We start from the raw sequence: 23,891 nt of genomic DNA on the forward strand, positions 1-23,891 counted from the left end.
CTTGATAAAGGAATCATCATGAAGTTCTCGTTGTTCCTGCATATGGAGCGATACGACGACACGACGTCGCATCGCGAACTATTCGATCAGATGACCGAGCTGGTGCAGATCGCCGAGCGCGGCGGTTTCGGCACCGCGTGGATCGGCGAGCATCACGCGATGGAATTCACGATCGCGCCGAATCCGTTCATCAATCTTTCCTACCTCGCGGCGAAGACTGAGCGCATTCGTCTCGGCACGGGCACGGTGATCGCGCCGTTCTGGCATCCGATTGCATTGGCGGGCGAAGCGGGCATGGTCGATGTCGCGAGCAACGGACGTCTCGACATCGGCATTGCGCGCGGCGCGTACTCGTTCGAATACGAGCGCCTGTTGCCGGGACTCGATGCCATGACGGCGGGCGCGCGCATGCGCGAACTGGTGCCCGCGCTGCGCGAGCTGTTCAAGGGCGATTACGCGCATCAGGGCGAATTCTGGTCGTGGCCGTCGAGCACGCCGGTGCCGCGGCCGGTGCAGCAGCCGCATCCGCCGCTGTGGCTGGCCGCGCGCGATCCGAACTCGCACGCGTTCGCCATCGCGAACGGCTGCAATGTGCAGGTCACGTCGCTTGCGCAAGGCGATGCCGAAGTGGTGAGCCTGATGGAGCGTTTTAACGCCGCGTGCGCCGCGCTTCCCGATGTGCCGCGCCCGCAAGTGATGATGCTGATGCACACGTTCGTCGGCGCGAATGCCGCCGAAGTGGATGCCGCCGTCGAAGACCTCGCGCAGTTCTATCGCTACTTCAGCAAGTGGTTCAAGAACGAGCGTCCGATCGAGCAGGGCTTTATTGAAGCGATCACGGATGCCGATGTCGAGATGTTCCCGCAGTATTCGTCCGAGTCCATCCGCAAGAACCTCGTGATCGGCGAGCCGAAGCAGGTGATCGCGCGGCTCAAGGGTTATGAAGAACTCGGTTACGACCAGTACAGCTTCTGGCTCGACAGCCATATGAGTTTCGAGCGCAAGCGCAAGTCGCTGGAACTGTTCATCTCCGACGTGATGCCAGCGTTCGGCGCGCGCTAATGCACGCTTGTGCCTACCTGTTCCTGATCCGGAGTGGCTGACATGGTCCAGCGGTTCCAGCAATACATCGACGGTGCTTTCGACGATGCACGCGAGCATTTCGACAGCCTCGATCCCTCGACGGGTGAAGTGTGGGCCCAAATGCCTGCCGCGAGCGCGGACGACGTGGACCGCGCGGTGCAGGCCGCGCATCGCGCGCTGTCCGACCCGGCGTGGGCGAATCTCACGGCCAGCGCGCGCGGCAAGTTGCTGTACAAACTCGCCGATCTGGTCGCGCAACACGCGCCGCGTCTTGCCGAACTGGAAACGCAGGACACGGGCAAGATCATCCGCGAGACGAAGAGCCAGATTGGGTACGTCGCCGAGTACTACCGTTATTACGCGGGCGTCGCCGACAAGATCCAGGGCGCGTGGCTGCCGGTCGACAAACCCGACATGGAAGTGACGCTGCGGCGCGAACCCGTCGGCGTGGTCGCGGGCATCGTGCCGTGGAATTCGCAACTGTTTCTGTCGGCGGTGAAGATCGGGCCGGCACTCGCGGCGGGCTGCACGATCGTGCTCAAGGCTTCCGAAGACGGCCCCGCGCCACTGCTCGAATTCGCGCGGCTCGTGCATGAAGCGGGCTTTCCGAAGGGCGTGGTGAACATCGTCACGGGCTTTGGCAACGATTGCGGACGCACGCTCACGAGCCATCCACTGGTATCGCGCATCGCCTTCACGGGGGGTCCCGAAACGGCGCGTCACGTGGTGCGCAATTCGGCGGACAACCTCGCGTCGATGTCGCTCGAACTGGGCGGCAAGTCGCCGGTTCTCGTCTTCGACGACGCCGATCTGGAGAGCGCCAGCAATGCCGTGATCGCCGGCATTTTTGCGGCGACGGGGCAGAGTTGCGTGGCGGGCTCGCGGCTCGTCGTGCAACGCGGCATTCACGACGCGCTGATCGAGCGGCTCGTCAACAAGGCACAGGCGATTCGCATCGGCAATCCGCACGATGCGGCCACGGAAATGGGGCCGCTCGCGACGCGCCGTCAGCTGGAGCACATCGACAAGGTGCTGCGTGCGAGCGTGGAAGCGGGCGGGCGCGTCGTGACGGGCGGCGCGCAGCCGGAGGGTTTCGCGCGCGGCAATTACTTCTTGCCGACCATCGTGGATTGTCCGCATTCGAAAGTGCCGAGCGTGATGGAGGAACTGTTCGGGCCGGTGCTGAGCGTCGTCACGTTCGATACCGAAGCCGACGCCGTCGCGCTCGCGAACGACACGCGCTACGGCCTCGCCTCCGGCGTGTTCACGCGCGATCTCACGCGCGCGCATCGGCTCACGCGCGCGTTGCGCGCGGGCATCGTGTGGGTCAACACCTATCGCGCGGTGTCGCCGATCGTGCCGTTCGGCGGCTACGGTTTGAGTGGCCTCGGTCGCGAGGGCGGGCTCGAAGCGGTGCTCGACTACACGCGCACCAAGTCGGTGTGGATACGCACGTCGGATGAGCCGATCGCCGATCCGTTCGTCATGCGCTGACGGACGAGATGAAAACAGGATCACCAAGCCGGCGCTCGACTGGCTGCCGTATGCGTTGCCCGATGCGTTGACCGATGCGTTGCCTGATGCGAACCCAAACCATGGAGACAGACATGAGCAGCAAGACCCCTTCTTTTATCGCGCCGCTGATTGCCTTGTGTACGGCGACGCTCGTGGCCGCGCCCGCGCTGGCCGCGGACCCGATCGTGTTCACGAGCTGGGGCGGCACCACGCAGTCGTCGCAGCAGAAAAACTGGGCGCAGCCGTTCACGCAGGCGACGGGCATCAACGTGCTGATGGATGGCCCCACCGACTACGGCAAGCTGAAGGCCATGGTCGATAGCGGCAACGTGAACTGGGACGTCGTGGATGTCGAAGGCGACTTTGCCTACGCCGCGCAGAAGGCCGGACTGATCGAGCCGATCGACTACTCGGTCGTGAAGAAGGATGAACTCGATCCGCGCTTTTCCACGCCCGCTGCCGTGGGCAGTTTTTATTACTCGTTCGTGCTCGGCTACAACAAGGCGAAATACGCGGGCGCGCAACCGCAGACGTGGGCCGATCTGTTCGACACGAAGAAATTCCCCGGCAAGCGCACGCTCTATAAATGGTCCGCGCCCGGCGTGCTCGAAATCGCGCTTCTCGCGGACGGCGTGCCGCCGAACAAGCTGTATCCGCTCGACCTCGACCGCGCCTTCAGGAAGCTCGACACAATCAAGAGCGACATCGTCTGGTGGAGCGGCGGCGCGCAATCGCAGCAACTGCTTGCATCCGGCGAGGCACCGATCGGCATGTTCTGGAACGGCCGCCTGCATGCGCTCGAACAGACCGGCGTGCCGGTCGGCATCTCGTGGAATCAGAACCTGACGGCCGCCGACATGCTCGTGATTCCGAAGGGCGCGAAGCACAAGGCGGAAGCGATGAAGTATCTCGCGGCCGCAACGAGCCCGCAGGCTCAGGCGAAGTTCGCCACGGAAACGGGCTATGCGCCGGTCAACGTCAAGTCGGCCGCGCTGATGTCGCCGGCCGTCGCGAAAACGCTGCCCGATCAGTACAAGAACTCGCAGATCAATCTCGACATGAAGTACTGGGCCGACAATCGCGACGCCATTGCGAAGCGCTGGTACGCGTGGCAATCGAAGTAAGCACACGGCGCGCGAGCGCTGCACCGTCATCGAAGAGGATGGGGAGACACCATGCCTGACGTAATGAGTACCGTCGCCCATGCGCCTGCCGCTGCACCACGCCGGCGGCGCGACTGGCGCAGTATGCGCCTTCTGATACCCGCGCTGTTGCTGCTGCTGGTCTTCTTCATCTTGCCGGTGCTGTCGCTGCTTCTACGCAGCGTGATGGAGCCGGCGCCGGGCCTGCAGAACTATGCACAACTGCTCGGCTCGACCACGTATCTGCGCGTGTTCGGCAACACGTTCCTCGTGGCGAGCGTCGTCACCGCCGCAACGCTCGCAATCGGCTTTCCGACCGCGTGGCTGCTGGCCATCGCGCCGCGCAAGCTGAGCGCCGTGATGTTCGCGATTCTGCTGCTGTCGATGTGGACCAATCTGCTCGCGCGCACGTTTGCCTGGATGGTGCTGCTGCAACAGACCGGGCCGATCAATCGTCTGTTGATGGCGCTCGGTGTGATCAGCGAACCGCTCACGCTCGTGAACAACCTGATCGGCGTGACGATCGGCATGACATACATCATGCTGCCTTTTCTCGTGATGCCGCTTCACGCGACGTTGCGCGGCATCGATCCCTCCACGCTGCGGGCCGCCGCCATTTGCGGCGCGAGCCGCTGGCAGGCGTTCTGGCGCATTCTCGTGCCGCTTGCCATGCCGGGCATCGCGGCCGGCGGGTTGATGGTGTTCGTGATGGCGCTCGGCTATTTCGTGACGCCCGCGCTGTTAGGCGGCGCGCAATACATGATGCTCGCCGAACTGATCGCGCAGCTCGTGCAGCAGTTGTTGAACTGGGGTCTCGCGGGCGCTGCCGCGTTCGTGCTGCTTGTCGTGACGCTCGCGCTGTATGCGCTGCAATTGCGCTTTGCAGGTGGCGCACGTGCGCGTACGGGAGGCTGATGATGAAAGACGCCACACGTTCACTTTGTTCGCTGCCGCCCGAGACGGCGATGCATCAGGAGAACTGACATGCTGCTCGATTTCGACCGTCTGGGCGCGCTGCGCTGGGTTCTGCTCGCGGTGGGCGCGGCCGTCGCGCTGTTTCTTCTGCTGCCGATTCTGTTCATCGTCGCGCTGTCGTTTGGCGATTCGCAGTGGCTGATTTTTCCGCCGCCTGGCTGGACGCTGGAGTGGTACCGGCAGCTCTTCACCGACGCCGGCTGGATCGACTCGCTGCTCACGAGCGCGAAGCTCGCGTGCATCGTCACGGCGCTCTCGGTGCTGATCGGCTTTCTGGCTTCGCTCGCGCTGGTGCGCGGCCGGTTTCGCGGACGCGAGGCCGCACGCGCGCTGTTCATCACGCCGATGGTGCTGCCTGTCGTCGTGCTGGCCGTCGCGTTGTATGCGTTCTTTCTGCGCATCGGCCTGAACGGGACGATGACGGGCTTCGTGATCGGCCATCTGATCATCGCGCTGCCGTTCTCGATCATCTCGATCAGCAACTCGCTCGCGAGCTTCGATACCGCTCTGGAAGATGCCGCGCTCGTGTGCGGCGCGTCGCCGCTCGAAGTGAAACTGCGCGTGACATTGCCCGCGATTCGTCTGGGCCTTTTCGCAGCCGCGCTCTTTTCGTTCCTTGCATCGTGGGACGAAGTGGTGGTGTCGATTTTCATGTCGAGCCCGACCTTGCAGACGCTGCCCGTGCGCATCTGGGCGACGCTGCGGCAGGACCTGACGCCGGTCGTGGCGGCCGCGTCTTCACTGCTCGTCGGATTGACGACTGTTTTGATGCTCGCGGGCGCCGTGCTGCGCCGCGCACGCTAACGCATATCAGTTGAGGTAACCAAGCCATGACTTCAGCATTCCTGCAAATCCAGCGCTTGCGCAAGACTTACGACGACGTCGTCGCCATCGACCAGGTTTCGCTCGACGTGCGCAAAGGCGAGTTCATGACTTTTCTCGGGCCGTCGGGCTCGGGCAAGAGCACGACGCTTTATATCGTCGCGGGCTTTCAGGAGCCGACCGAGGGCCGCGTGCTGCTCGACGGCAAGCCGCTACTTTCTGTGGCGCCGAACAAGCGCAACATCGGCATGGTGTTCCAGCGCTATACGTTGTTTCCGCATTTGACGGTCGGCGAAAACGTGGGCTTTCCGCTGCGCGTGCGCCGTCGTCCGGATGCGGAAGTGAAGGCGAAAATCGATCAGATGCTGAAGCTCGTGCATCTGTCGGAATGCCGCGACCGCATGCCCGCGCAGTTGTCGGGCGGTCAGCAGCAACGCGTGGCGATTGCGCGCGCGCTCGCATACGATCCGCCCGTGCTGCTGATGGACGAGCCGCTGTCCGCGCTCGACAAGAAGCTGCGCGAGGAAATCCAGCTTGAGTTGCGCCGTATCCATCAGGAAACGGGCGTGACGATTCTCTATGTGACGCACGATCAGGAAGAGGCGCTGCGACTGTCGGACCGCATCGCGGTATTCAACAAGGGCTGCATCGAGCAGGTCGGCACGGGCGAGCAGTTGTATTCGAATCCGGCGTCGCGCTTTGTCGCGAGCTTCATTGGCAATTCGAATTTCCTGCCGGTGCGCGTGACCGCCAACAGTAACGGCCGCATGAACGGCGTGTTTCCGAATGGTCACGAAATCGCGACAGGCAGCTTACATCCGGCGCTCACGGCCGGCGACGACGGCGCGCTGATGATTCGCCCGGAGCAGATGCGCATTCACGCACTGCGCGATGCACGCAGCGCAGCGGGCCTGCCCGTGACCGTGCGCGACATCACGTATCTCGGCGATGCCATGCATTACGCGGTCGCCACACCTTGGCAGCAGGAGATTTCGATTCGCATGCCGGCCGCGCATCGTCACGACAGCGGCATTTCGATCGGCACGCAGGCGCTCGTAGATTGGGATGCACGCGACGTGCGTCTCTTTGCCCAAGCTTGACGCTGCAATGAGTGCCGCGCTGCCTTCGCTCAAAGTGGAACGCCGCACGACGACGTTGCGCGAACTCGTGCTCGAAAAAATGCGCGCTGCGATTCTGGACGCGCATTTTCGTCCCGGCGAGCGGCTCGTGGAGCGCTCGTTGTGCGAGGAACTGGGCGTGAGCCGCACAGTGGTGCGCGAAGTGCTGCGGCATCTGGAGACAGAAGGACTTGTCGATTCGATACCGAATCAAGGGCCTATTGTCGCGATGCTTGATGCGCGGACGGCGGCGGAGATCTATGAAATTCGCGCGTTGCTCGAAGGCGAGGCCGCGATGGCTTGCGCGCAATATGCCGATGAGCAGACCTTCGTTGAACTGACGGTTTGTCTGCGAACGATCGAAGCGGCGTTCGACGCGCAGGATCATCAAGCGGTGAGGGAGTCCACGACAGCGTTCTACGAGCGCATGTTCAGCGTGGGGAAGAAGCATGTGGCGTGGGAGATCGTTCAGTCTCTGACCGCGCGAATCAACCGTTTGCGGGCATTGACCATCGCTTCCGACGATCGCGGCCGGCAAGCGGTTCACGAGATGAATCGCATATTGGACGCTATTCAGTCGGGCGATCAGGAAGGCGCGCGCGATGCAGCCGTCGCGCACGTTCAACGCGTGGCGGAGATCGCGGGAAATCTTCTGGATGCCGGGCGGGAGACGTCAGCCCAATAGTCGATATGCGGGCATGGCAGCGCGCGTGCATCACGCGTGGAAACACCAGCGTGCGGGCGATTTCTTGAATGGTTTCTTCCTCGGAGCGCTGCCCGGCGAGCCACTTTTTTACGGCTCGCTCTACAGCGGCACCGGCCTGTTGTCGAAAATACTCTTCATGACAAGCGTGGACCTGAGGCGCAGCACGAAGGGCAGCGCGGAAAGATGCTTGTCGTACAGCTTCTGGAATGCGGCCAGATCGTGCGTGACGATGTGCAGCATGAAATCCGGATCGCCGAACAGGCGCTCGGCCCGGATGATCTCCGGAATGTCGATCAGGGCCGATTCGAAAGACCGCACGCTTTTGCTGGTGGACTCGCGAAGTGTGGCAAACACGATTGCCGAAAAATTCAGCCCGACTTTCGCCGGATTGATGTGAGCCCTGTAGCCGTCGATCACGCCGGCTTCTTCCAGCGCGCGAACCCGGCGATGGCACGGTGAAAGGCTCAGCCCAATGCGCTCGCTCAGGTCCGTGACAGAAACTCTGCCATCTTCCTGTAGTTGAGCAAGAATCTTTCGGTCTATTGCGTCCATTTGAAAAATAATAGCGCAATCGGCCGCCCCCAGGTGAAAAGTTGGAAGCACCTTTGGGCCTCCGTTCCGTAGCATCTAAGGCTCATCAACACGGTATATGAGCAGCAGAGGCGGGCGTGGAAATCAGTACATTGGCGGCTTTTTGGGTTCTTTCTATTTCTCTCGTGGTCGTGCCGGGAGCGGACTGGGCGTACGCGATCTCGGCCGGTTCGCGTGGCAGGGCCGTGGCGCCGGCGGTCGGCGGCATGTTGCTCGGGTATCTGATGATCACGCTCGTGGTGGCGGCGGGAATCGGCGCGCTGGTGGTGAGCGTTCCGTCGATCCTCGAGGTGATTACTTTTGCGGGCGCGGCGTACCTGCTTTGGCTTGGCGTGGGCGTGCTCGCTAATCCGTCGATGCCGGGCGTCGGCGAAGACGAGGCCGATAGCGCGCTCAAATGGGTGATTCGCGGCTTCACCGTGAGCGGTGCAAACCCGAAGGCGCTGCTGCTGTTTCTCGCCTTGTTGCCGCAATTCACGAGTCACAAGGAAGCATGGCCGGTTTGGATGCAGATTGTCGCGTTAGGCGCGGTGCAGATCGTGAATTGCGCGCTGGTCTATTCGCTCGTGGGCATCGGCTCGAAGATCGTGTTGCGAACCCGCCCCGCAGTCGCCCGGGCGATCAACCGGTGCTCGGGCGGCGCGATGATCGTCATCGCGCTCATCCTGATTGTCGAGCAGTTCCGCACGCTTTCGCAGTTTTCGCAGTAGCCGACGCGCGGTTATCAAAGGTGGAACACGCCCACCATCGTCTGCAGGCGCGCGGCCTGTTCATCGAGTGATGCAGCTGCTGCGGCCGCTTCTTCGACGAGCGCGGCGTTTTGCTGCGTGACCTCGTCCATCTGCGAGACCGCGCGGTTCACCTGCTCGATGCCGGTGCTCTGCTCGACCGATGCGGCGGCGATTTCTCCCATGATGTCGCTCACACGGCGGATCGACTGCACAATTTCGGTCATCCGTTCGCCGGCGACCGCCACCTGGTCCGTGCCGTCGTCGACTCGCGCCACGGACGACTGGATCAGATCCTTGATGTCTTTCGCCGCCGCGGCGCTGCGTTGCGCGAGCGTCCGCACTTCGCCCGCGACCACCGCGAAGCCGCGTCCTTCCTCGCCCGCTCGCGCTGCTTCGACCGCCGCGTTGAGCGCGAGAATATTGGTCTGGAATGCAATGCCTTCGATGACGCTGATGATCTGACCGATCTTGCGCGATTCCTCGGCGATGCCCTGCATCGTGCCGATCACTTCGTCGACCGCATTGCCGCCACGTTGCGTGGCATCGGTCGCGAGCACCGCAAGCTGGCTGGCCTGCCGCGCGTTGTCGGCGTTCTGCTTCACGGTTGCCGTCAACTGCTCCATGCTGGCTGCGGTTTCCTCGAGAGACGCCGCCTGTTCTTCCGTACGTTGCGAGAGGTCCGTGTTGCCCTGCGCGATTTCGCCCGAGCCAGTCGCAATCGAATCGCTCGAATGCTGAATGCCTTTCACCAGATCGCACAGCCGCAGCCGCATTTCACTGAGCGCATACAGCAAGCTCGAACGGTCCGACGGATCGAGCTTGATGCTGGCCGCCAGATTGCCCGAGGCGATTTGCGCGGCGAAGGCCGCGGCCTCGGCAGGTTCGCCGCCGAGTTCGCGCTTTACGCTGCGCGTCATGACCCACGCCATCCCGCCTACGGCCGCGAGGATCGCGAGCGCAACCAGTATCAGCGTTCTGGCGAGCTTCCAGTACGCGGCGTCGATATCGTCGTAAAAGAAGCCCGTGCCGATCCACCATTGCCATGCGGGAATCGCGACCACGCCTTGCAGCTTGGCTTCCAGCGGACCGTCCTTGGAGCGCCGGATCAACACGTCGACCATCGCGAAGTGTCCATTGGCGAGCCCTTGCCGATAGGCCTGCGTATCGGTCAGGTCGCCGGACCTCGTGCGATTGCCGCCCGACTTGGTGCCGACAAGACTCGCGTTCGGATGCACCAGGTTGATGCTGTCCGTGTTGGTCACCCAGTAGTAACTCTGGCTGTTCGCGTTCAACTGATTGAGCGCCGTCTTCGCGGCCGCCTGCGCCTCGTCGCGGCTCATCTTGCCGCTCGCTTCCTGCGACTGGTAGTACAGCACGAGGTGTTCCGCCTTGGTGAGCAGCGTCTGGATCTGCGCCTGACGGCCTTCGGTGAGCGCGTGGTCGAGCTGTGACAGGGCGATCGCCGCGATGGCGAGAACGCCCGCCAGCGCAGTGCAAACGATCAGAACCAGCTTCGTTGAAACTTTCATGGGTGCGTGGCCGGGAGTGAGTGTCAAAATTAACTATCTGGTACATATAACGACAGGCGTCGCCCAATCTTTAGGCGCACGCGGTATGGATTACCGATTGCGTCGGCGTGTTCGATAGCCATTTCCGATCGACATTAGAAGAGGGGCCGCATCGCTATCGTCTGAACACATTGGATCACGATGTGATATAAATGGGCTTCGAACATTATCGATCTTCGACGGTCAAGCAAGGGGAATCATGAGTGAGCACAAGGGTGATTTCGCAACGGACGTCCGGCTTCTGCGCATTAGTGCCATAGCGGCGGTCGGCGGCGCGTTGAGCACCGTCGCCGCCGATTTCCTGCTGCACCTCATCCGTCTCTTCACGAACCTGTTCTTCTTTCAGACGGTCTCCGCCGAGAACCATTCGCCGTCGCAGAACACGCTCGGCTTGCTGGTCATTGCCGCGCCCGTGATCGGCGGCCTGCTGGTCGGCTTGATCGCGCGGTTCGGCTCCGAGCAGATTCGCGGCCACGGCATACCCGAGGCCATCGAGGCGATCCTGTTCGGCAAGAGCAAGATGTCGCCGAAAGTGGCGGTGCTCAAGCCGCTTGCCTCGGCAATCGCAATCGGCAGCGGCGGGCCGTTCGGCGCGGAGGGCCCGATCATCATGACGGGCGGCGCGATCGGCTCGCTCGTCGCTCAATACTTTCATTTGTCGAGTGCGGAACGCAAGGCGCTGCTCGTGGCCGGCGCCGTGGCCGGCATGACGGCCGTGTTCGGCACGCCGGTGGCGTCCGTGCTGCTCGCCATCGAGCTTCTGCTATTCGAACTGCGGCCGCGCAGCCTGTTGCCGGTCGCCATCGCGTGCGCCGTGGCTGGATTTACGCGGCCACTATTGCTCGGCAGCGGGCCGCTGTTTCCGCTGCATACGTTACCGCTCGGGCCGATCGGCATCGTGTCGTCGGCGATTGCGGGACTCGTCGCCGGTGCGTTGTCCTGGGGATTGTCCACGGGTCTCTACAAGGTCGAGGACATGTTCGGCCGCCTGCCGATTCACTGGATGTGGTGGCCGGCATTGGGCGCGATCGCAGTCGGCATCGGCGGATATTTTCAGCCGCGCACGCTCGGTGTCGGCTACGACGTGATCGGCGACCTGTTGCAGAACCATCTCGCAGTGCAAGTCGTGATCGCGATCGTGCTCGTCAAGGCCGTGATCTGGGTGATCGCGCTCGCCTCGGGCACCTCGGGCGGCGTGCTCGCGCCGTTACTCATGATGGGCGCGGGCATCGGCGCGATTGCCGCGCCTTATATGCCGGGAGGCGAGCCCGCGGTCTGGCCGCTCATCTTCATGGCGGCCGCGCTCGGCGGCATGATGCGCGCGCCCGTGATGGCCGCCGTGTTTGCATTCGAGCTGACGGGCGACGCCAATGCCTTGCTTCCTCTTCTCGCCGCGGCGGCCGTCGCGTATGGCTTTACGGTTCTCTTCATGCGCCGCTCGATTCTCACGGAAAAGGTCGCGCGCCGCGGCTATCACATTTACCGCGAGTACAGCATCGACCCGCTGGAAAGGCATTACGTCGACGAAGTGATGACCCGCACAGTCGCGACAATCGATGCCAATGAGACGGTCGCCGATGTGCTGCGCGTCTATTTCGGCGCGCGGCAGAAGCATCGCGCGTATCCGGTTGTGTCCTCTGGAAAGCTGGTCGGCATGGCGGACCGGACGCTGCTCGAACGGATTCCCGCTGAAGAGACCAGTGCCGCGCTAGGTCAGTTCTTTGTACAGTCGCGGCTCGAAATCGCGCTGCCGCGAGAGACGTGCAGAAGCGTGGCCGCGCGCCTCGCCATCAGCGGGCTCGACCGCGTGCCGGTGGTCGAGGACGAGACGACGCGGCGTCTCCTCGGCATCGTCTCGCGGCACGATCTGGTGAAACCGTCGATGTCGGTTTTCGCGGAGGAGCATGAACTCGAACAATTCCGCCGCGTGTGGATTCCGAGAAGCACGCGTTATGCGCCGACAAACAAGCGCGAAGAAGCCCCGGCCAGGCATGCGGATGTCGAGCGCTAGAAAACCGCTGCACAACGGAGACACAGATGCCTCAGGATGGAAATCTCAGCCGGTGGCTGAACGAAATTCGCGCGCAGATGAGCCGGTCCGCGCACGCGAGCCTATGGGCGCGACGGCCGCAGCGTGATGAACGGTCCGCCCACCGGAAGCTTGCCGCGATGCTGCCGCACGATTGCTACTCGATGGTGCTCGATCCGCGCATGGTTTATTCGTGCGCCTATTTCGAACACGGCGACGAAGATCTCGCGACGGCGCAACTGAAAAAGATCGACCACGTGCTCACGAAAATCGGGCTCAGGCCGGGGCAGAGCCTTCTCGATGTGGATTGTGGATGGGGCGCGCTGGTGATTCGCGCAGCCGAAAAATTCGGCGCGCGCTGCGTCGGCATTACGCAGTCGAAGAACCAGTTCGACTGGGCCAACGAGTGCATCAAGAAAGCGAACCTGGCCGGGCGCGTCGAGATCCGTTTGCAAGCTTATCCGGATGTCGAGGGCTCGTTCGACAGGATCACGAGCCTCGGTATGTTCGAGTTCGATAGTCGCGGCGATCTTTCGGAGTACTTCGCTGTCTTGCAGCAACATCTCAGCGCGGATGGCGTGCTGATCAGTCACGGGATCATGTCGGCGGGACCGGGCAACGGCGATTTCCGTTTCGACGGCGGCGAGTTTTCCAGTCGCCATGTACTTCCCGACGACGAACTGCCCGACCTTGGCTATGCGCTCACCGCGATGCGCGAAGGCGGCCTGGAAGTGTCGGACATTCAGAATCTGCGCCGACATTGCGTGAGGACGCTGCGCTTATGGGAGGAGAACTTCCGCGAGAAATCGGCGCTGCTGCGGCAACTCGTGGATGACCGGCATTTCCAGACGTGGCGCGACTATCTGCATGGATGGGCCTCGGCATTCGAGCATCACGATGTGGCGATCTACGAGATCGTCGGGCGGAAGGCGGGGATGCGCGCGAGCGCGCTGCCCTGGCCTGGCGCGGCGGCTTGAGGATTCGTAGACTTTGCCGCGCCAGTCTGCCTCACAAGCGGCAGCGTGAATCTGATTGACGCGCCACCCTCGACACAGTCGATAAGCGGGATCAGCCAGCGCATCCACGTGGCTCATGGCTGCGTCGCGGCGAACGCGCTGGCGTGGGCGGGCATCTGTCCATGAGCCGCCGCTACCTCAGCCCGATTTGACAAAACTTAAACGATTTATTTTGAGACTGTTTCTATACTGCATCTCAAATTGTCAAATCGGCGTTTCCGAACTCGCGGTTTGAATTAACGAAAGCGGCGGGGCCAGTTCAGCGCGGGCGAGACCATCCCGAATATAGAAGCCGATGCGAATCGGACCCTTCGGCACGCCGCGAAAAGACATAAATTCGGCGAAAGTGTTGTATGCCGTTGTATGCCGTTGTATGCCATGCACCGCCTCCGTCAGCGAGCCGGTCAATAAACATCCAGCAAGAAACAGGCGTTTTTTCGATTATGATTATCTGCCGCCTGGAATAATCGCTGTCATAAATCAAACAATGCGCCCAAATTTTGAGACGGGGGCCGGTAAAGGCTGTGAGGCGAAGGACCGGTAGTCGAAAGTAAGTCGAGGAAACTTCGAACTGAGGATGAGTGGGAAGCCGGATCGTCGGTGCCAGCGAGCACCGGCATCCCGGCCAGTCTGCCGGCTTGCCGGCCGCCGGCAACCGGCGGCGGTTCGCCGGGCGCCAGTTGCACATGACGAAGTTGCGTTGCGGGGTTTTATGAGAATTGCTGTCCTGGATGACGATTCGGCTCAGGCTGATCTTGTTTGCCAAACATTGTTGGCGGCAGGTCATATCTGTCACGCATACGGCGCGGGCCGTGAGTTGGTGCGGCAATTGCGGCGGCAAACCTTCGATCTTCTGGTGCTCGACTGGAATGTTCCTGATATGTCGGGCGAAGAAGTCCTGCGCTGGGTGCGGGAAAGCCTGTCGGAACGCTTGCCCGTGCTGTTCATGACGAGCCGCGGCCAGGAAAGCGACATTACGTCGATGCTGAATACCGGCGCGGACGACTACGTGGTCAAGCCGGTTTCGGCCGCCGTGCTGCTCGCGCGCGTCGGTTCGCTTCTGCGCCGTGCCTATCATCTGAAGCCGCCGGCGGCGCGGGAAATTTTCGGCGAATTCGAGTTCGATCTGCATGCCAAGCATGTGGTGGTGCGCGGCACGGCCGTCGCAGTCACGCAGAAGGAGTTCGAGCTTGCGCTTCTGCTGTTCCAGCATTTGAGCCGGCCGCTGTCGCGCGCGCATATTCTCGACGTGATCTGGAAGCAGGCCACCGACATTCCGTCGCGCACCATGGACACTCACGTCTCGATGCTGCGCAGCAAGCTCGGGCTGCGCCCCGAGCACGGCTACCGTCTGACGCCGATCTACGGCTACGGCTACCGCCTCGAACGGCTTGAGCGGCTTGAGCGGCTTGAGGCCGGGCGTCCGGAAGCGGGGCAGGCGTGACGTTTTCTGTGAATGTCGATGTAGATTGTGTGGCGACTCCGCGCGCCAACCCGGCATCGGCCGGACGCCGCGCCGGCGCATGGCTCGCGGCGGCCGGACTCTTCGCGATGACCTGCCTCGCGCCCGCCGAGGCGCACGCGCAGACGGCGCGGACCCCGAAGCCGCGCGCAAAGGCCGCGCCGCCAGCCTATGTTTCCTATGTGACGCACGAGGGCGACACGCTCTATGACATCGCCGAGCGCTATCTGAGCGACAGCGGCGACTGGGCCGTGCTGAGCCGACTGAATCACGTGCCGGCGCCGCGCCGCATGCCCGCGGGCATTGCGCTGCGTCTTCCCGCCGCCAGGCTGAAGCAGGACCGCGAATCGGCCCACGTGATCGCGACGAGCGGCCCGGCGGAACATGCGTTCGGCGCGGGCCCCTATGTGCCGCTCGCGGCGGGCGCGAAGCTCGGCGAAGGCGACCGCATCCGCACCGGACCAAACGGCTTTGTCTCGCTGGAACTGTCCGACGGCTCGCACGTGACGGTGGCGCAAGACGCCATGCTCGACATCCACAAGCTGCGCCGCACGACGCTGACGGGCGCGGGCGATCGCCAGCTTGAACTGCGCCGTGGCGAAGTCGAAAGCGAGGTGACGCACGCCACGAAAAAAGACGACCGCTTTCAGATCCGCTCGCCGTCGGTGGTGGCGGGCGTGCGCGGCACGCACTTTCGGGTTGCCTACGACGGCGATGAGCGAACCACCGCCGTCGAGGTGCTGGACGGCGCAGTCGGCGTGGACCTCGCCGCGGCGCATGCGCGCGCTTTTGCGCCGGCGCCGGGCGTGCCCCTGCAGGCGTCCGCGCAACTGCTGGCGGCGCGCTACGGCAGTATCACCCGGACCGGCGGCGCGCTCGGCGACGCTGTCGCGCTGCTCGCCGCGCCCGCGCTCAAGGAGCCGGCCGCCGTGCGGGACGGCAAGACGCTCGCCTTCGACCTCGTCCCGCCAGCGGGTTCCGAGGCCGCCGCGCGCGCCACGGGCTACCGCGTGCAGATTTCCCGCGATGCCGACCAGCTCGACCTGATCCGCGAGTTGCGCGTGAGCGCGCCGCACGCGGACTTCGGCGATCTCGCCGACGGCACGTATTTCGTGCGCGTCGCCGCCATCGACGCCAACGGGCTCGAAGGCCTGCCGCAAGTCTATGGCTTCGAGCGTCGCCAGTTCGGCCTCGCGGCTTCGGCGGCCTTGCGGGCCGGCAGCCGCGACTACGAATTCCGCTGGTTCGTCAGCCGCGGGCCGGCGTCAGCGGCGGCGTCGGTGCAGACGCACTTTCGCTTCATCCTGGCGACGACGGACGATCTGCGCGATCCGCTCGTCGACCGGACGGACTTGACGGGCGGTCAACTGGTGGTGAGCGATCTGCCGGCGGGCGTCTACTACTGGACGGTCGTCGCCGAGCAGTTCGAGAATGGCCACTTTTATGAGACGAAGAGCGCGGTGCGCTCGTTTACGCTGGCGCGCTGATGTTGCGGCCCGTTCACTAGCTCACTCGCGCTTCGCACGCACGCCTTGCCGAACTTGTCCACGCGCCTGAGCCTCGACCCGCGCGCCCGTCTCGGACGGCGCGCCGGGCGGCGTTTTCTGATCGAATGGGCGGCGATTGGCTGCCTCGGCTTCGTGACGATTCTGCTGTGTTCGCTTGGGCGGATGAGCGCGAGCGTCGATCATCTGGTGTACGACCGCCTGCTGGGCATGCGGGCGCAGCCGGTGCGCGCCGACATCGTCGTGCTCGAAATCGACAACGACAGCATTGCTCAACTGGGCCGGTGGCCCTGGCCACGCAGTGTCCACGCAAAATTGCTCGAACAGCTCGCGAAGGCGCGGCCCGCCGCGGTCGTCTACGACGTGCTCTTCACCGAATCCAATCCCGACGATGCCGCGCTCGCCCGCGCCGTCGCGCTGAGCCCGACCTATCTGCCGGTGCTGCTCACGGCGGCTGGACACGATGGACGCCGCGCGGTCGTCGAGCCCGTTGCGCCGCTCGCGCGGGCCGCGGCCGGCCTCGGGCACATCAATCTGGAAGTGGACAACGACGGCATCGTGCGCAGCGTCGCGCAGTTCGAGGGCGACGCCGGCTCGCGCTGGCCGCAACTAATGGTGACGGTGGCGCGCGCGCTCAAGCCGCCCGGACGAGCGAAGCCTGACGCCGCAAGCAAAGCGGCAAGCAAAGCCGCAACCGAACCCACAACCGAACCCACAACCGAACCCACAACCGAACCCGCAACCGAACCCGCAACCGAACCCGCAACCGAACCCACAACCGAACCCGCAACCGGCCTGCGCGACGAACAACGTTTCCTGATTCCCTTCAGCCCGAACGCGCAGAGCTTCGCGAAGCTGAGTTTCGCGAGCGTGCTCGCCGGCGACGTCCCCGTGGAGCAGTTGCGCGGCCGCATCGTCGTGATCGGCGTGACGGCGTCCGGCCTGTACGACCGCTTCGCGACGCCGGTGTCGGGCGAGCTGGGGCCGCTGCCCGGCGTCTACATTCATGCAAACGTGCTCGATACGCTGCTGAGCGGCCGCGAAATCGCGCCGGCCAGGCGCTGGCCGCTGTTCGCGGTGTCGCTCGTGCCGCTCGCGGCGCTCCTGGCCGGCTTTCTCGTGTTGTCGCCGCGCCGCTCGCTGCTGTTGACCGGCGCGCTGTGCCTGCTCGCGATGTCGGGCAGCGCGATCTTGCTGCACGGCGCGCGGCTGTGGCTTTCGCCGGTGCCCGGCATCGTCGGCGTGGTCGCGGTCTATCCGATCTGGAACTGGCGCCGCCTCGAAATGACAATGGCGTATCTCCGTCGGGAACTGCAACGGCTCGCTGACGAACCGCATCTGTTGCCGCAGACGGCGCAGAGCCGGCGCGAATTCGGCGGCGACGTGCTGGAGCAGCACATGGCGCTGATGGCGCAGGCCGCGCAACGCGTGCAGGACATGAAGCGCTTCGTGTGGGACAGCCTCGACAGCGTGCCCGAGCCGATTCTGGTCAGCGACGCGCGCGGCATCGTGCTGATCGCGAACCATGCGGCGAAGGCGCATTTCGCGCGGCTCGGTGCGTCCATGCCCGAAGGGCGCGCCATGCAAGCCGTGCTGGGCGGCCTCGCGCTCGTCAAGGCGATCGACAGCGGCGGCCCGAGCGACGCCGAAAACAATCTGTTCGCGCATACGCACTGGCCCGCGCTGCTCGATCCGGCGCGCCGCGAGTTTGCGCCGCTGATGGCGCAGGGCGTCGAAGTGCGCGACGCGAACGGGCGCGATCATCTGCTGCGTTACGCGAACTGCGCCGACGCCCGAGGCGCGACGACCGGCTGGATCGCCGGTCTCGTCGACGTCTCCGCGCTGCACGCGGCCGAGCGCCAGCGCGAGGACGCGCTTCGGCTGCTGTCACACGACATGCGTTCGCCGCAGGCGTCGATTCTGGCGCTGGTGGAAATCGAGCGCGCCCGTGAGGAGCCGGCGCTCGCGCGGGACTTGCTGGAGCGCATCGAACGCTATGCGCAACGCGCGCTGACGCTCGCCGACGACTTCGTGCAGCTCGCGCGCGCCGAATCGCAAACCTACGCGCTGGAGCCGGTGAACCTGGCCGAACTGATGATCGACGCGAGCGACGAGGTCTGGCCGCAAGCGCACGCGAAACGCATCGCGCTGCACACGGAAACAGACGGCGAGCCGGGCGAAGACAGTGGCCGTGACAGCAGCAGCGACAGTGGCCACTGGATCTGCGCCGACCGCTCGCTGATGACGCGCGCGCTCGTCAACATCTTGAACAACGCGGTCAAATACAGTCCGCCGGATTCGCGCATCGTCTGCGAGCTTGCGACGGTGGCGGCCTTTGCTTCACGCGGCGGCGCGCAACGCGTCGCCTGCACGATCCGCGATGAAGGCTACGGCATTCCGGCGGAACAGCAGGCGGGACTCTTCGAGCGCTTCCGACGATTTCACGAAACGGAGCGGCCCGAGGTGGGCGGCGCGGGGCTCGGCATGGCCTTCGTGAAGACCGTGGTGACGCGCCACGGCGGCGACATCGACGTGGTGAGCGCGCCAGGGCGGGGCACGGCGGTCACGATCTATCTGCCGCTACTCGACGACGCGCAGCCGGAGGCTCGCGTTTTCTCGTCATGACGCCCGGGCACGCACTTTATGGAAGCGAGGAATAAACGGTGAAGGCAAACTTTATCTGCGCCGCGCTGGCTGTGGCGAGTCTCGCCGGCTGCACCGGCATGCACGCCGACGTCCACACCGCGACGCCCGCGGCCGCGCTGCCGGGCGAGCGCACGTACACCATCGCGCGCATGCCAACGCAGGACGCGAGCGCCGGCCGCGTGCCGTTCGACACCGCGCTGCATGACGAACTGGCAAGCAAGGGCTTCACGCAGACGGCGGATCAGCCCGCGCATTATCGGCTCTCGGTCGCCTACGCGACGCGGCTGGCTAGCGTCGGCGTGCGCGTCGGTGCCGGTGTGGGTGTCGATGCCGACGAGTGCGCGGTCGCCGCTTGCCGCGACCAGCGCGGCGCGTCGTTGCCGCTCTTTGGCGGGCGCGCTTACCGGCATTCGCTGACCTTGCGGTTCTTCGAGCGCGCAAGCGGACGCGAAGTCTACACAGTCAGCGCGGCGAGCAGCGATCGCGACGCCGACCCATTGCGCGCGATGCCGGCGCTCGTCAAAAGCGCGCTCGCCCATTTTCCGTTCGACGCCCCTGCGGACTGGCGCGTGAAACTGCGCATGGATGAAGCGCGCGGCGTGCCGGATGTCATCTCGGTCACGCCTTTGCGCACGCCTTGACCGAAGTAGCGCCGCGAATCAGGGCGCGGTGCGGCTAGTCCTGCGCGCTGGCGTCTTCCGGCCAATGGTTTTCGAACACGCACTCGGCGAGCGGCATGCGGTTGGCCCAGCGCTCGGTTTGCAGCATCGGTTCACTGTAAAACTGGTGGACGTGGCCAAGGCACAGGATCGCGACCGGCCGCGCGCCTTCAGGCATATGCAGAAGCGCGCGCACCGCCTCGACGTCGAAAAGCGAGACCCAGCCCATGCCGAGCCCTTCGGCGCGCGCGGCGAGCCACATGTTCTGGATCGCGCAGGCCACCGACGCGAGGTCCATCTCCGGCAACGTGCGGCGGCCGAAGATGTGCCGTTCACGGCCGTCCATCAGCGCCATCACGAGCAGTTCGCCGCATTCCAGCATGCCTTCCACTTTCAGCTTCATGAACTCCTCGCGGCGCTTGCCTAGCGCGTCGGCGGTGGCGAGCCGTTCACTTTCGACAGTCGCGTGCAAGGCGGCGCGCAATGCGGGATCGGTGATGCGGGCGATGCGCCACGGCTGCATGAAGCCGACACTCGGCGCGTGATGCGCGGCGTCGAGAAGACGCTGCAACACGGCCGCATCCACGGGGTCGCGCACGAAGTGGCGCATGTCGCGGCGCTCGTAGATCGCGCGGTAGACCGCGTCGCGCTCGGCGTCGTTAAAAGGCTTTGCCATCGAAAAGGGCAGCCGTGAAGGCCGGATTGGAGGGCCAGTAAGCGTGCATGTAAGTCGCGACGATCGAGCCCGCGCGATACACGGCCTCGCCCGGCGCGTCGCCTTGAGGGCGCGTCGCGTGACAAAGCGGCACGAGCGCGATGGAGAGCTTCGAATAGTGAAACGTGTGGCCGGTCATCGGGCCATGCGCGCTGTCGATTTGCTGCATGCCGAGCGCGGCGAAGCGCGTTTGCATCGTCGCATGGCCGGGCAGGAGGCCGAGCATCGGCGTGCTGACGCCCTCGGTGTCGGTGAGCTGGTCGAGCAGATACAGCATGCCGCCGCATTCGGCGACGAGCGGTTTGCCGGCCGCCGCATGCGCGCGGATCGACGCCGCGCTGCGGGCGTTGGCCGCGAGCGCCGCCGCGTGCAGTTCCGGATAGCCGCCGGGCAGATAGAGCGCGTCGGAGCCGGCGGGCAAGGGCTCGTCGGCGAGCGGCGAGAAGCACTGCACGCGCGCGCCGAGCGCTTCGAGCAGCGCGACGTTGGCCGGATAGATGAACGAGAAGGCGGCATCGCGTGCGATTGCGATCGTCCTGCCTTGCAGCAGGCGCGGCAGCACGGGCGGCGTGGGCGCGCCGAAGTCGATGGAGGGCGGCAGAGCGGCCAGCGCGGTCTGGCCGAGCGCGTCGGCGGCGCGATCGAGACGCGCGTCGAGATCGTCGATTTCCGCTGCCTGATGCAGGCCCAGATGACGGTCGGGCAACGCGATTTCCTCGCTGGCGAGAATGTGTCCGCACGAGCGCAGCGCGGGCGGCAACGACTCTGCGAGCATCTGCGCGTGACGCGCCGAGCCGACCCGGTTCGCGAGCACGCCGTGAAACGGCACGTTCGGCCTGAAGTTCGCGAGACCGAACGCGACCGCGCCGAAGGTCTGCGCCATCGCCTTTGCCGAGATGACGGCGAGCACCGGCACGCCGAATGCGGTGGCGAGGTCCGCGCTGCTCGGCATGCCGTCGAAGAGACCCATCACGCCTTCAATCAGAATCAGGTCGGCTTCGGCCGCCGCCTGCGCGAGCAGATGACGGCAGGCTTCTTCGCCGACCATCCATAGATCGAGCGACAGCACGGGCGCGCCGCTCGCGCGCGCGAGGATCATCGGATCGAGAAAGTCGGGTCCGGTTTTGAACACGCGCACACGCCGCCCGAGCCGCCGATGGTAGCGCGCGAGACCCGCCGTGATCGTGGTCTTGCCTTGACCCGACGCGGGCGCGCTGATGAAGAGCGCGGGGCACGCGGGCATCGCTTAGAACTCCACGCCGCGTTGCGCCTTCACGCCTTGCTCGCGATACGGATGCTTGACGATCCGCATTTCGGTGACGAGGTCGGCGGCTTCGATCAGCGCATCGGGCGCATGACGGCCGGTGACGACCACATGCAGCATCTCGGGGCGCGCGTTCAGCACGGACAGGACTTCGTCGAGCGGCAGGTATTCGTACTTGAGCACGGTGTTCAGCTCGTCGAGGATCACCATCTGATAGTCGCCGCTTTCGATCATGCGGCGCGCCTCGTCCCAGCCTTTGCGCGCGGTGGCCATGTCGGCGTCGCGGTTCTGCGTGTTCCAGGTGTAGCCGTCGCCCATCGTGACGAAATCGCAGGTGGCGATGGCGCCGAGGAAATCGCGCTCCGACGTATGCAGCGCGCCCTTGATGAACTGCACCACGCCAAGCCGCATGCCGTGGCCCAGCACGCGCACGGCCATGCCGAACGCGGCCGTCGTCTTGCCTTTGCCGGTGCCGGTGTTGACGATCAGCAGACCTTTTTCGACGGTGGCGGCGGCCTGCTTTTTCTCATGCCCCTCGCGCCGGCGCTCGGTCATGCGTTGATGCGATTCGGGGTCCGTCTTCATGGAAAGTCCTGTTGGATGAGATTAGCGCTGTCTGCGCGCGCGGGCGTGGCCGATGCGATCGCGACGGTCACGCCGCCGCGAACGATCTTGCCGACTATAAGGCGTGCCGTGGCGACAGCGTGCAATTGCGCCGGATCGTGCGCGGCGGTGCTCATGCAGAGTCGATCCGGCACGGGGAGCGACGCCGCGAGCAGCGCGCACGGCTCGCAGACGCCTTCCACGCCGATGTGCTCGCGCACCGTCACCGAGGGCGCCGCGACCGTCGTCGCGGCAATCTGCGCGCGGCTAAAAAATTCGAGCGGCAACGCATGCCGCGCGCAGAACTCGAGCAAGCCCGGTTCGCGCGCTTTCGTTTCGATGCAAGCGACGCGCGCAATCTCTTCGAACGCATGCGAGCCGAGCGCGGCCCGCACGGCCGTTTCGATGTCGTCCGCCGAAGTATGCAGGCGGCAGCCGATGCCGACACACAGGGCTTTCATCGCGTGCCCGATGAACTGGCCGCCGCGCGCGCGAGCGCGAGCGACGCTACGCCGCCGATCACCACGATGGCCGGCGAGGCGAGCCGCGCGCGCGCCACGGCATCGGCGAAATCGGCGAGGGTTGCGAGCACATGCCGTTGTTCGGGGCGCGTCGCCGATTCAATCGCCGCGCACGGCGTGTCCGCGCGCATGCCGGCCGCGAGCAATGCGCCGGCGATATCGTTCAGCCGCCGCATGCCCATATAGATCACAAGCGTCATGCGCGTGGCGGCGAGCGCGGCCCAATCCGGCTCGTTGCTGCCCGCGCCGTGCCCGGTGACGAACACCACGCCTTGCGCATGATCGCGATGCGTGACCGGAATGCCGATCGCCGCCGGCGCCGCGATGCCCGCCGTGATGCCGCTGATCACTTCCACTTCGATGCCCGCGTCATGAAGCGCCCGCTGCTCTTCGCCACCTCGGCCGAACACGAATGGATCGCCGCCTTTGAGGCGCGCGACGCTGTGTCCCGCATGCAGATGGTCGAGCATCTGCGCGACGATGCCTTCCTGCGGCGTGGACGGATGACCGCCGCGTTTGCCGACATGCACGATGGCGGCATCGGCGCGCGCGAATTGCAGCACGTCCGGGTTCACGAGATCGTCGACGAGGATCACGTCCGCTTGCGCGAGCGCGCGGGTCGCCTTCAGCGTCATCAGCTCGACGTCGCCGGGGCCCGCGCCGATCAGCCACGCGCGTTTCATCGCGCCTCGCGAACGGCGTGCAGCATGAAAGGCGCGCGTAAAGCCGCCGCGAACGCAGACACGCGCGGCGCGGATGAGCGCGAGGCGAAGGAACGCAATGCAGTGGAGATCGAAGTCATTCGGAGCAACGTAGTCGGGCACGCTGGCTCACGCAGGTCGCGAACGCATTCGCCGCGTGGTGCGCATCGTGCTTGGGCGCCGGTCTATCCGTCCCTCGCGGATTTCGGCTGCCGGCGGGCGTGAGCGCATGACACGCACGGCCGCCTCCGCGTCTGGCCGGTATCCGGGCTGGCGGCCTCACGCGCTTTGCCTTCCCGTCCGCATTCGCTGGAATGAGTCGGACAGTGGCATTGAAAAACGCATGCGCGGCGCAGCAAAAGCCTTGCGCCGCAGGTCGCTTACCGTTGCGGGGACAGCACAGGTTGAGCGCGCGAGCGCGGCCTGTTTCCCGTTTAACTGCACACGCGAATGCATGTGCGGGCACCAAACGCGCGCATACGATAGCACACGCAAGCCCCGTCCGATAAGCGCGCCGGG

At 64.8% G+C, this 23,891-nt stretch carries 22 protein-coding genes and 1 riboswitch; of the genes, 14 read left to right on the plus strand and 8 right to left on the minus strand.

The genetic code is table 11. The features are described 5' to 3' along the window. Positions 1 to 18 precede the first annotated feature (18 nt). From VOM14_RS12675 to VOM14_RS12705, 7 genes are all read left to right on the plus strand, one after another. Positions 19 to 1,062, plus strand: coding sequence for an LLM class flavin-dependent oxidoreductase (locus tag VOM14_RS12675; RefSeq protein ID WP_327629033.1), 1,044 nt, complete (start codon positions 19 to 21; stop codon positions 1,060 to 1,062). Between the two features lie 42 nt (positions 1,063 to 1,104). Next, positions 1,105 to 2,577 (plus strand): aldehyde dehydrogenase, encoded by a 1,473-nt coding sequence (locus VOM14_RS12680; RefSeq protein WP_327629034.1) that lies wholly within the window; start codon positions 1,105 to 1,107, stop codon positions 2,575 to 2,577. A 113-nt stretch (positions 2,578 to 2,690) separates the two neighbouring features. Continuing rightward, the gene (locus VOM14_RS12685) at positions 2,691 to 3,722 is read left to right on the plus strand and encodes an ABC transporter substrate-binding protein (protein ID WP_327629035.1); all 1,032 of its coding nucleotides are present in this window, start codon (positions 2,691 to 2,693) and stop codon (positions 3,720 to 3,722) included. Between the two features lie 51 nt (positions 3,723 to 3,773). Then, positions 3,774 to 4,655, plus strand: coding sequence for an ABC transporter permease (locus tag VOM14_RS12690; protein ID WP_327629036.1), 882 nt, complete (start codon positions 3,774 to 3,776; stop codon positions 4,653 to 4,655). Between the two features lie 69 nt (positions 4,656 to 4,724). Beyond that, on the plus strand, positions 4,725 to 5,519 hold the full coding sequence (locus VOM14_RS12695; protein WP_327629037.1) for an ABC transporter permease: 795 nt from the start codon (positions 4,725 to 4,727) through the stop codon (positions 5,517 to 5,519). Positions 5,520 to 5,545: 26 nt separating this feature from the next. Then, positions 5,546 to 6,637 carry an ABC transporter ATP-binding protein gene (locus tag VOM14_RS12700; protein ID WP_327629038.1) on the plus strand — a complete coding sequence of 364 codons (1,092 nt, stop codon included), beginning with the start codon at positions 5,546 to 5,548 and terminating at the stop codon, positions 6,635 to 6,637. Positions 6,638 to 6,644: 7 nt separating this feature from the next. Then, on the plus strand, positions 6,645 to 7,340 hold the full coding sequence (locus VOM14_RS12705; RefSeq protein WP_327629039.1) for a GntR family transcriptional regulator: 696 nt from the start codon (positions 6,645 to 6,647) through the stop codon (positions 7,338 to 7,340). 120 nt (positions 7,341 to 7,460) lie between these two features. Here VOM14_RS12705 and VOM14_RS12710 read toward each other — a convergent pair whose 3' ends face one another. Then, positions 7,461 to 7,913: an Lrp/AsnC family transcriptional regulator gene (locus VOM14_RS12710; RefSeq protein WP_327629095.1), complete on the minus strand. Its 453-nt coding sequence runs from the start codon at positions 7,911 to 7,913 to the stop codon at positions 7,461 to 7,463. Between the two features lie 116 nt (positions 7,914 to 8,029). On the opposite strand from VOM14_RS12710, the gene VOM14_RS12715 reads away from it, so the two are divergent. Beyond that, positions 8,030 to 8,662, plus strand: coding sequence for a LysE family translocator (locus VOM14_RS12715; protein ID WP_327629040.1), 633 nt, complete (start codon positions 8,030 to 8,032; stop codon positions 8,660 to 8,662). Positions 8,663 to 8,676: 14 nt separating this feature from the next. On the opposite strand, the gene VOM14_RS12720 is transcribed toward VOM14_RS12715, so the two are convergent. After that, positions 8,677 to 10,212, minus strand: coding sequence for a methyl-accepting chemotaxis protein (locus VOM14_RS12720; protein ID WP_327629041.1), 1,536 nt, complete (start codon positions 10,210 to 10,212; stop codon positions 8,677 to 8,679). A 238-nt stretch (positions 10,213 to 10,450) separates the two neighbouring features. Between VOM14_RS12720 and VOM14_RS12725 the strand changes: the two genes are divergently transcribed. Next, positions 10,451 to 12,262 carry a chloride channel protein gene (locus tag VOM14_RS12725; RefSeq protein ID WP_327629042.1) on the plus strand — a complete coding sequence of 604 codons (1,812 nt, stop codon included), beginning with the start codon at positions 10,451 to 10,453 and terminating at the stop codon, positions 12,260 to 12,262. A gap of 26 nt (positions 12,263 to 12,288) precedes the next feature. Next, positions 12,289 to 13,257, plus strand: coding sequence for a cyclopropane-fatty-acyl-phospholipid synthase family protein (locus tag VOM14_RS12730; protein ID WP_327629043.1), 969 nt, complete (start codon positions 12,289 to 12,291; stop codon positions 13,255 to 13,257). Between the two features lie 243 nt (positions 13,258 to 13,500). On the opposite strand, the gene VOM14_RS12735 is transcribed toward VOM14_RS12730, so the two are convergent. Then, positions 13,501 to 13,704 (minus strand): hypothetical protein, encoded by a 204-nt coding sequence (locus VOM14_RS12735; RefSeq protein ID WP_327629044.1) that lies wholly within the window; start codon positions 13,702 to 13,704, stop codon positions 13,501 to 13,503. Between the two features lie 304 nt (positions 13,705 to 14,008). Here VOM14_RS12735 and VOM14_RS12740 point away from each other — a divergent pair, with 304 nt between their 5' ends. From VOM14_RS12740 to VOM14_RS12755, 4 genes are all read left to right on the plus strand, one after another. Continuing rightward, positions 14,009 to 14,740 carry a response regulator transcription factor gene (locus tag VOM14_RS12740; RefSeq protein ID WP_327629045.1) on the plus strand — a complete coding sequence of 244 codons (732 nt, stop codon included), beginning with the start codon at positions 14,009 to 14,011 and terminating at the stop codon, positions 14,738 to 14,740. Further along, positions 14,737 to 16,245, plus strand: a complete 1,509-nt coding sequence (locus VOM14_RS12745; RefSeq protein ID WP_442955536.1) for a FecR domain-containing protein — start codon at positions 14,737 to 14,739, stop codon at positions 16,243 to 16,245. The genes VOM14_RS12740 and VOM14_RS12745 overlap by 4 nt, the downstream gene beginning before the upstream one ends. Positions 16,246 to 16,290: 45 nt before the next feature. Beyond that, entirely contained in the window at positions 16,291 to 18,888 is a 2,598-nt protein-coding gene (locus VOM14_RS12750; protein WP_327629047.1) for a CHASE2 domain-containing protein, read from the plus strand. A 98-nt stretch (positions 18,889 to 18,986) separates the two neighbouring features. Further along, on the plus strand, positions 18,987 to 19,550 hold the full coding sequence (locus VOM14_RS12755) for a DUF4136 domain-containing protein (RefSeq protein WP_442955539.1): 564 nt from the start codon (positions 18,987 to 18,989) through the stop codon (positions 19,548 to 19,550). Positions 19,551 to 19,584: 34 nt separating this feature from the next. Here VOM14_RS12755 and bluB read toward each other — a convergent pair whose 3' ends face one another. From bluB to cobA, 5 genes are read right to left on the minus strand one after another with little or no spacing between them, the layout of a single operon-like run. Continuing rightward, on the minus strand, positions 19,585 to 20,244 hold the full coding sequence (gene bluB, locus VOM14_RS12760) for a 5,6-dimethylbenzimidazole synthase (protein WP_327629049.1): 660 nt from the start codon (positions 20,242 to 20,244) through the stop codon (positions 19,585 to 19,587). Then, complete coding sequence (locus tag VOM14_RS12765; protein ID WP_327629050.1) at positions 20,228 to 21,526, minus strand: cobyrinate a,c-diamide synthase; 1,299 nt, start codon at positions 21,524 to 21,526, stop codon at positions 20,228 to 20,230. The genes bluB and VOM14_RS12765 overlap by 17 nt, the downstream gene beginning before the upstream one ends. Positions 21,527 to 21,529: 3 nt before the next feature. Continuing rightward, complete coding sequence (gene cobO / locus VOM14_RS12770; RefSeq protein ID WP_327629051.1) at positions 21,530 to 22,132, minus strand: cob(I)yrinic acid a,c-diamide adenosyltransferase; 603 nt, start codon at positions 22,130 to 22,132, stop codon at positions 21,530 to 21,532. After that, the gene (locus VOM14_RS12775; RefSeq protein WP_327629052.1) at positions 22,129 to 22,611 is read right to left on the minus strand and encodes a cobalamin biosynthesis protein; all 483 of its coding nucleotides are present in this window, start codon (positions 22,609 to 22,611) and stop codon (positions 22,129 to 22,131) included. The genes cobO and VOM14_RS12775 overlap by 4 nt, the downstream gene beginning before the upstream one ends. Further along, positions 22,608 to 23,354, minus strand: coding sequence for a uroporphyrinogen-III C-methyltransferase (gene cobA / locus VOM14_RS12780; RefSeq protein WP_327629053.1), 747 nt, complete (start codon positions 23,352 to 23,354; stop codon positions 22,608 to 22,610). Before cobA ends, VOM14_RS12775 begins: the two co-directional genes overlap by 4 nt. Before the next feature lie 257 nt (positions 23,355 to 23,611). Beyond that, a riboswitch (cobalamin riboswitch) is annotated at positions 23,612 to 23,857 on the minus strand. Between the last annotated feature and the right edge of the window lie 34 nt (positions 23,858 to 23,891).

The organism is Paraburkholderia sp. MPAMCS5 (genome assembly GCF_036016995.1).
Lineage (GTDB): Bacteria > Pseudomonadota > Gammaproteobacteria > Burkholderiales > Burkholderiaceae > Paraburkholderia.

What these genes read in the sequence shown, in the direction of transcription:
- VOM14_RS12710 (WP_327629095.1), bottom strand. Translation starts at nt 7,913, where the DNA reads ATGGACGCAATAGACCGAAAGATTCTTGCTCAACTACAGGAAGATGGC.
- VOM14_RS12705 (WP_327629039.1), top strand. Translation starts at nt 6,645, where the DNA reads ATGAGTGCCGCGCTGCCTTCGCTCAAAGTGGAACGCCGCACGACGACG.
- VOM14_RS12725 (WP_327629042.1), top strand. Translation starts at nt 10,451, where the DNA reads ATGAGTGAGCACAAGGGTGATTTCGCAACGGACGTCCGGCTTCTGCGC.
- cobA (WP_327629053.1), bottom strand. Translation starts at nt 23,354, where the DNA reads ATGAAACGCGCGTGGCTGATCGGCGCGGGCCCCGGCGACGTCGAGCTG.
- VOM14_RS12680 (WP_327629034.1), top strand. Translation starts at nt 1,105, where the DNA reads ATGGTCCAGCGGTTCCAGCAATACATCGACGGTGCTTTCGACGATGCA.
- bluB (WP_327629049.1), bottom strand. Translation starts at nt 20,244, where the DNA reads ATGGCAAAGCCTTTTAACGACGCCGAGCGCGACGCGGTCTACCGCGCG.
- VOM14_RS12695 (WP_327629037.1), top strand. Translation starts at nt 4,725, where the DNA reads ATGCTGCTCGATTTCGACCGTCTGGGCGCGCTGCGCTGGGTTCTGCTC.
- VOM14_RS12685 (WP_327629035.1), top strand. Translation starts at nt 2,691, where the DNA reads ATGAGCAGCAAGACCCCTTCTTTTATCGCGCCGCTGATTGCCTTGTGT.
- VOM14_RS12740 (WP_327629045.1), top strand. Translation starts at nt 14,009, where the DNA reads ATGAGAATTGCTGTCCTGGATGACGATTCGGCTCAGGCTGATCTTGTT.
- VOM14_RS12730 (WP_327629043.1), top strand. Translation starts at nt 12,289, where the DNA reads ATGCCTCAGGATGGAAATCTCAGCCGGTGGCTGAACGAAATTCGCGCG.
- VOM14_RS12700 (WP_327629038.1), top strand. Translation starts at nt 5,546, where the DNA reads ATGACTTCAGCATTCCTGCAAATCCAGCGCTTGCGCAAGACTTACGAC.
- VOM14_RS12775 (WP_327629052.1), bottom strand. Translation starts at nt 22,611, where the DNA reads ATGAAAGCCCTGTGTGTCGGCATCGGCTGCCGCCTGCATACTTCGGCG.
- VOM14_RS12755 (WP_442955539.1), top strand. Translation starts at nt 18,987, where the DNA reads ATGCACGCCGACGTCCACACCGCGACGCCCGCGGCCGCGCTGCCGGGC.
- VOM14_RS12720 (WP_327629041.1), bottom strand. Translation starts at nt 10,212, where the DNA reads ATGAAAGTTTCAACGAAGCTGGTTCTGATCGTTTGCACTGCGCTGGCG.
- VOM14_RS12690 (WP_327629036.1), top strand. Translation starts at nt 3,774, where the DNA reads ATGCCTGACGTAATGAGTACCGTCGCCCATGCGCCTGCCGCTGCACCA.
- cobO (WP_327629051.1), bottom strand. Translation starts at nt 22,132, where the DNA reads ATGAAGACGGACCCCGAATCGCATCAACGCATGACCGAGCGCCGGCGC.
- VOM14_RS12675 (WP_327629033.1), top strand. Translation starts at nt 19, where the DNA reads ATGAAGTTCTCGTTGTTCCTGCATATGGAGCGATACGACGACACGACG.
- VOM14_RS12765 (WP_327629050.1), bottom strand. Translation starts at nt 21,526, where the DNA reads ATGCCCGCGTGCCCCGCGCTCTTCATCAGCGCGCCCGCGTCGGGTCAA.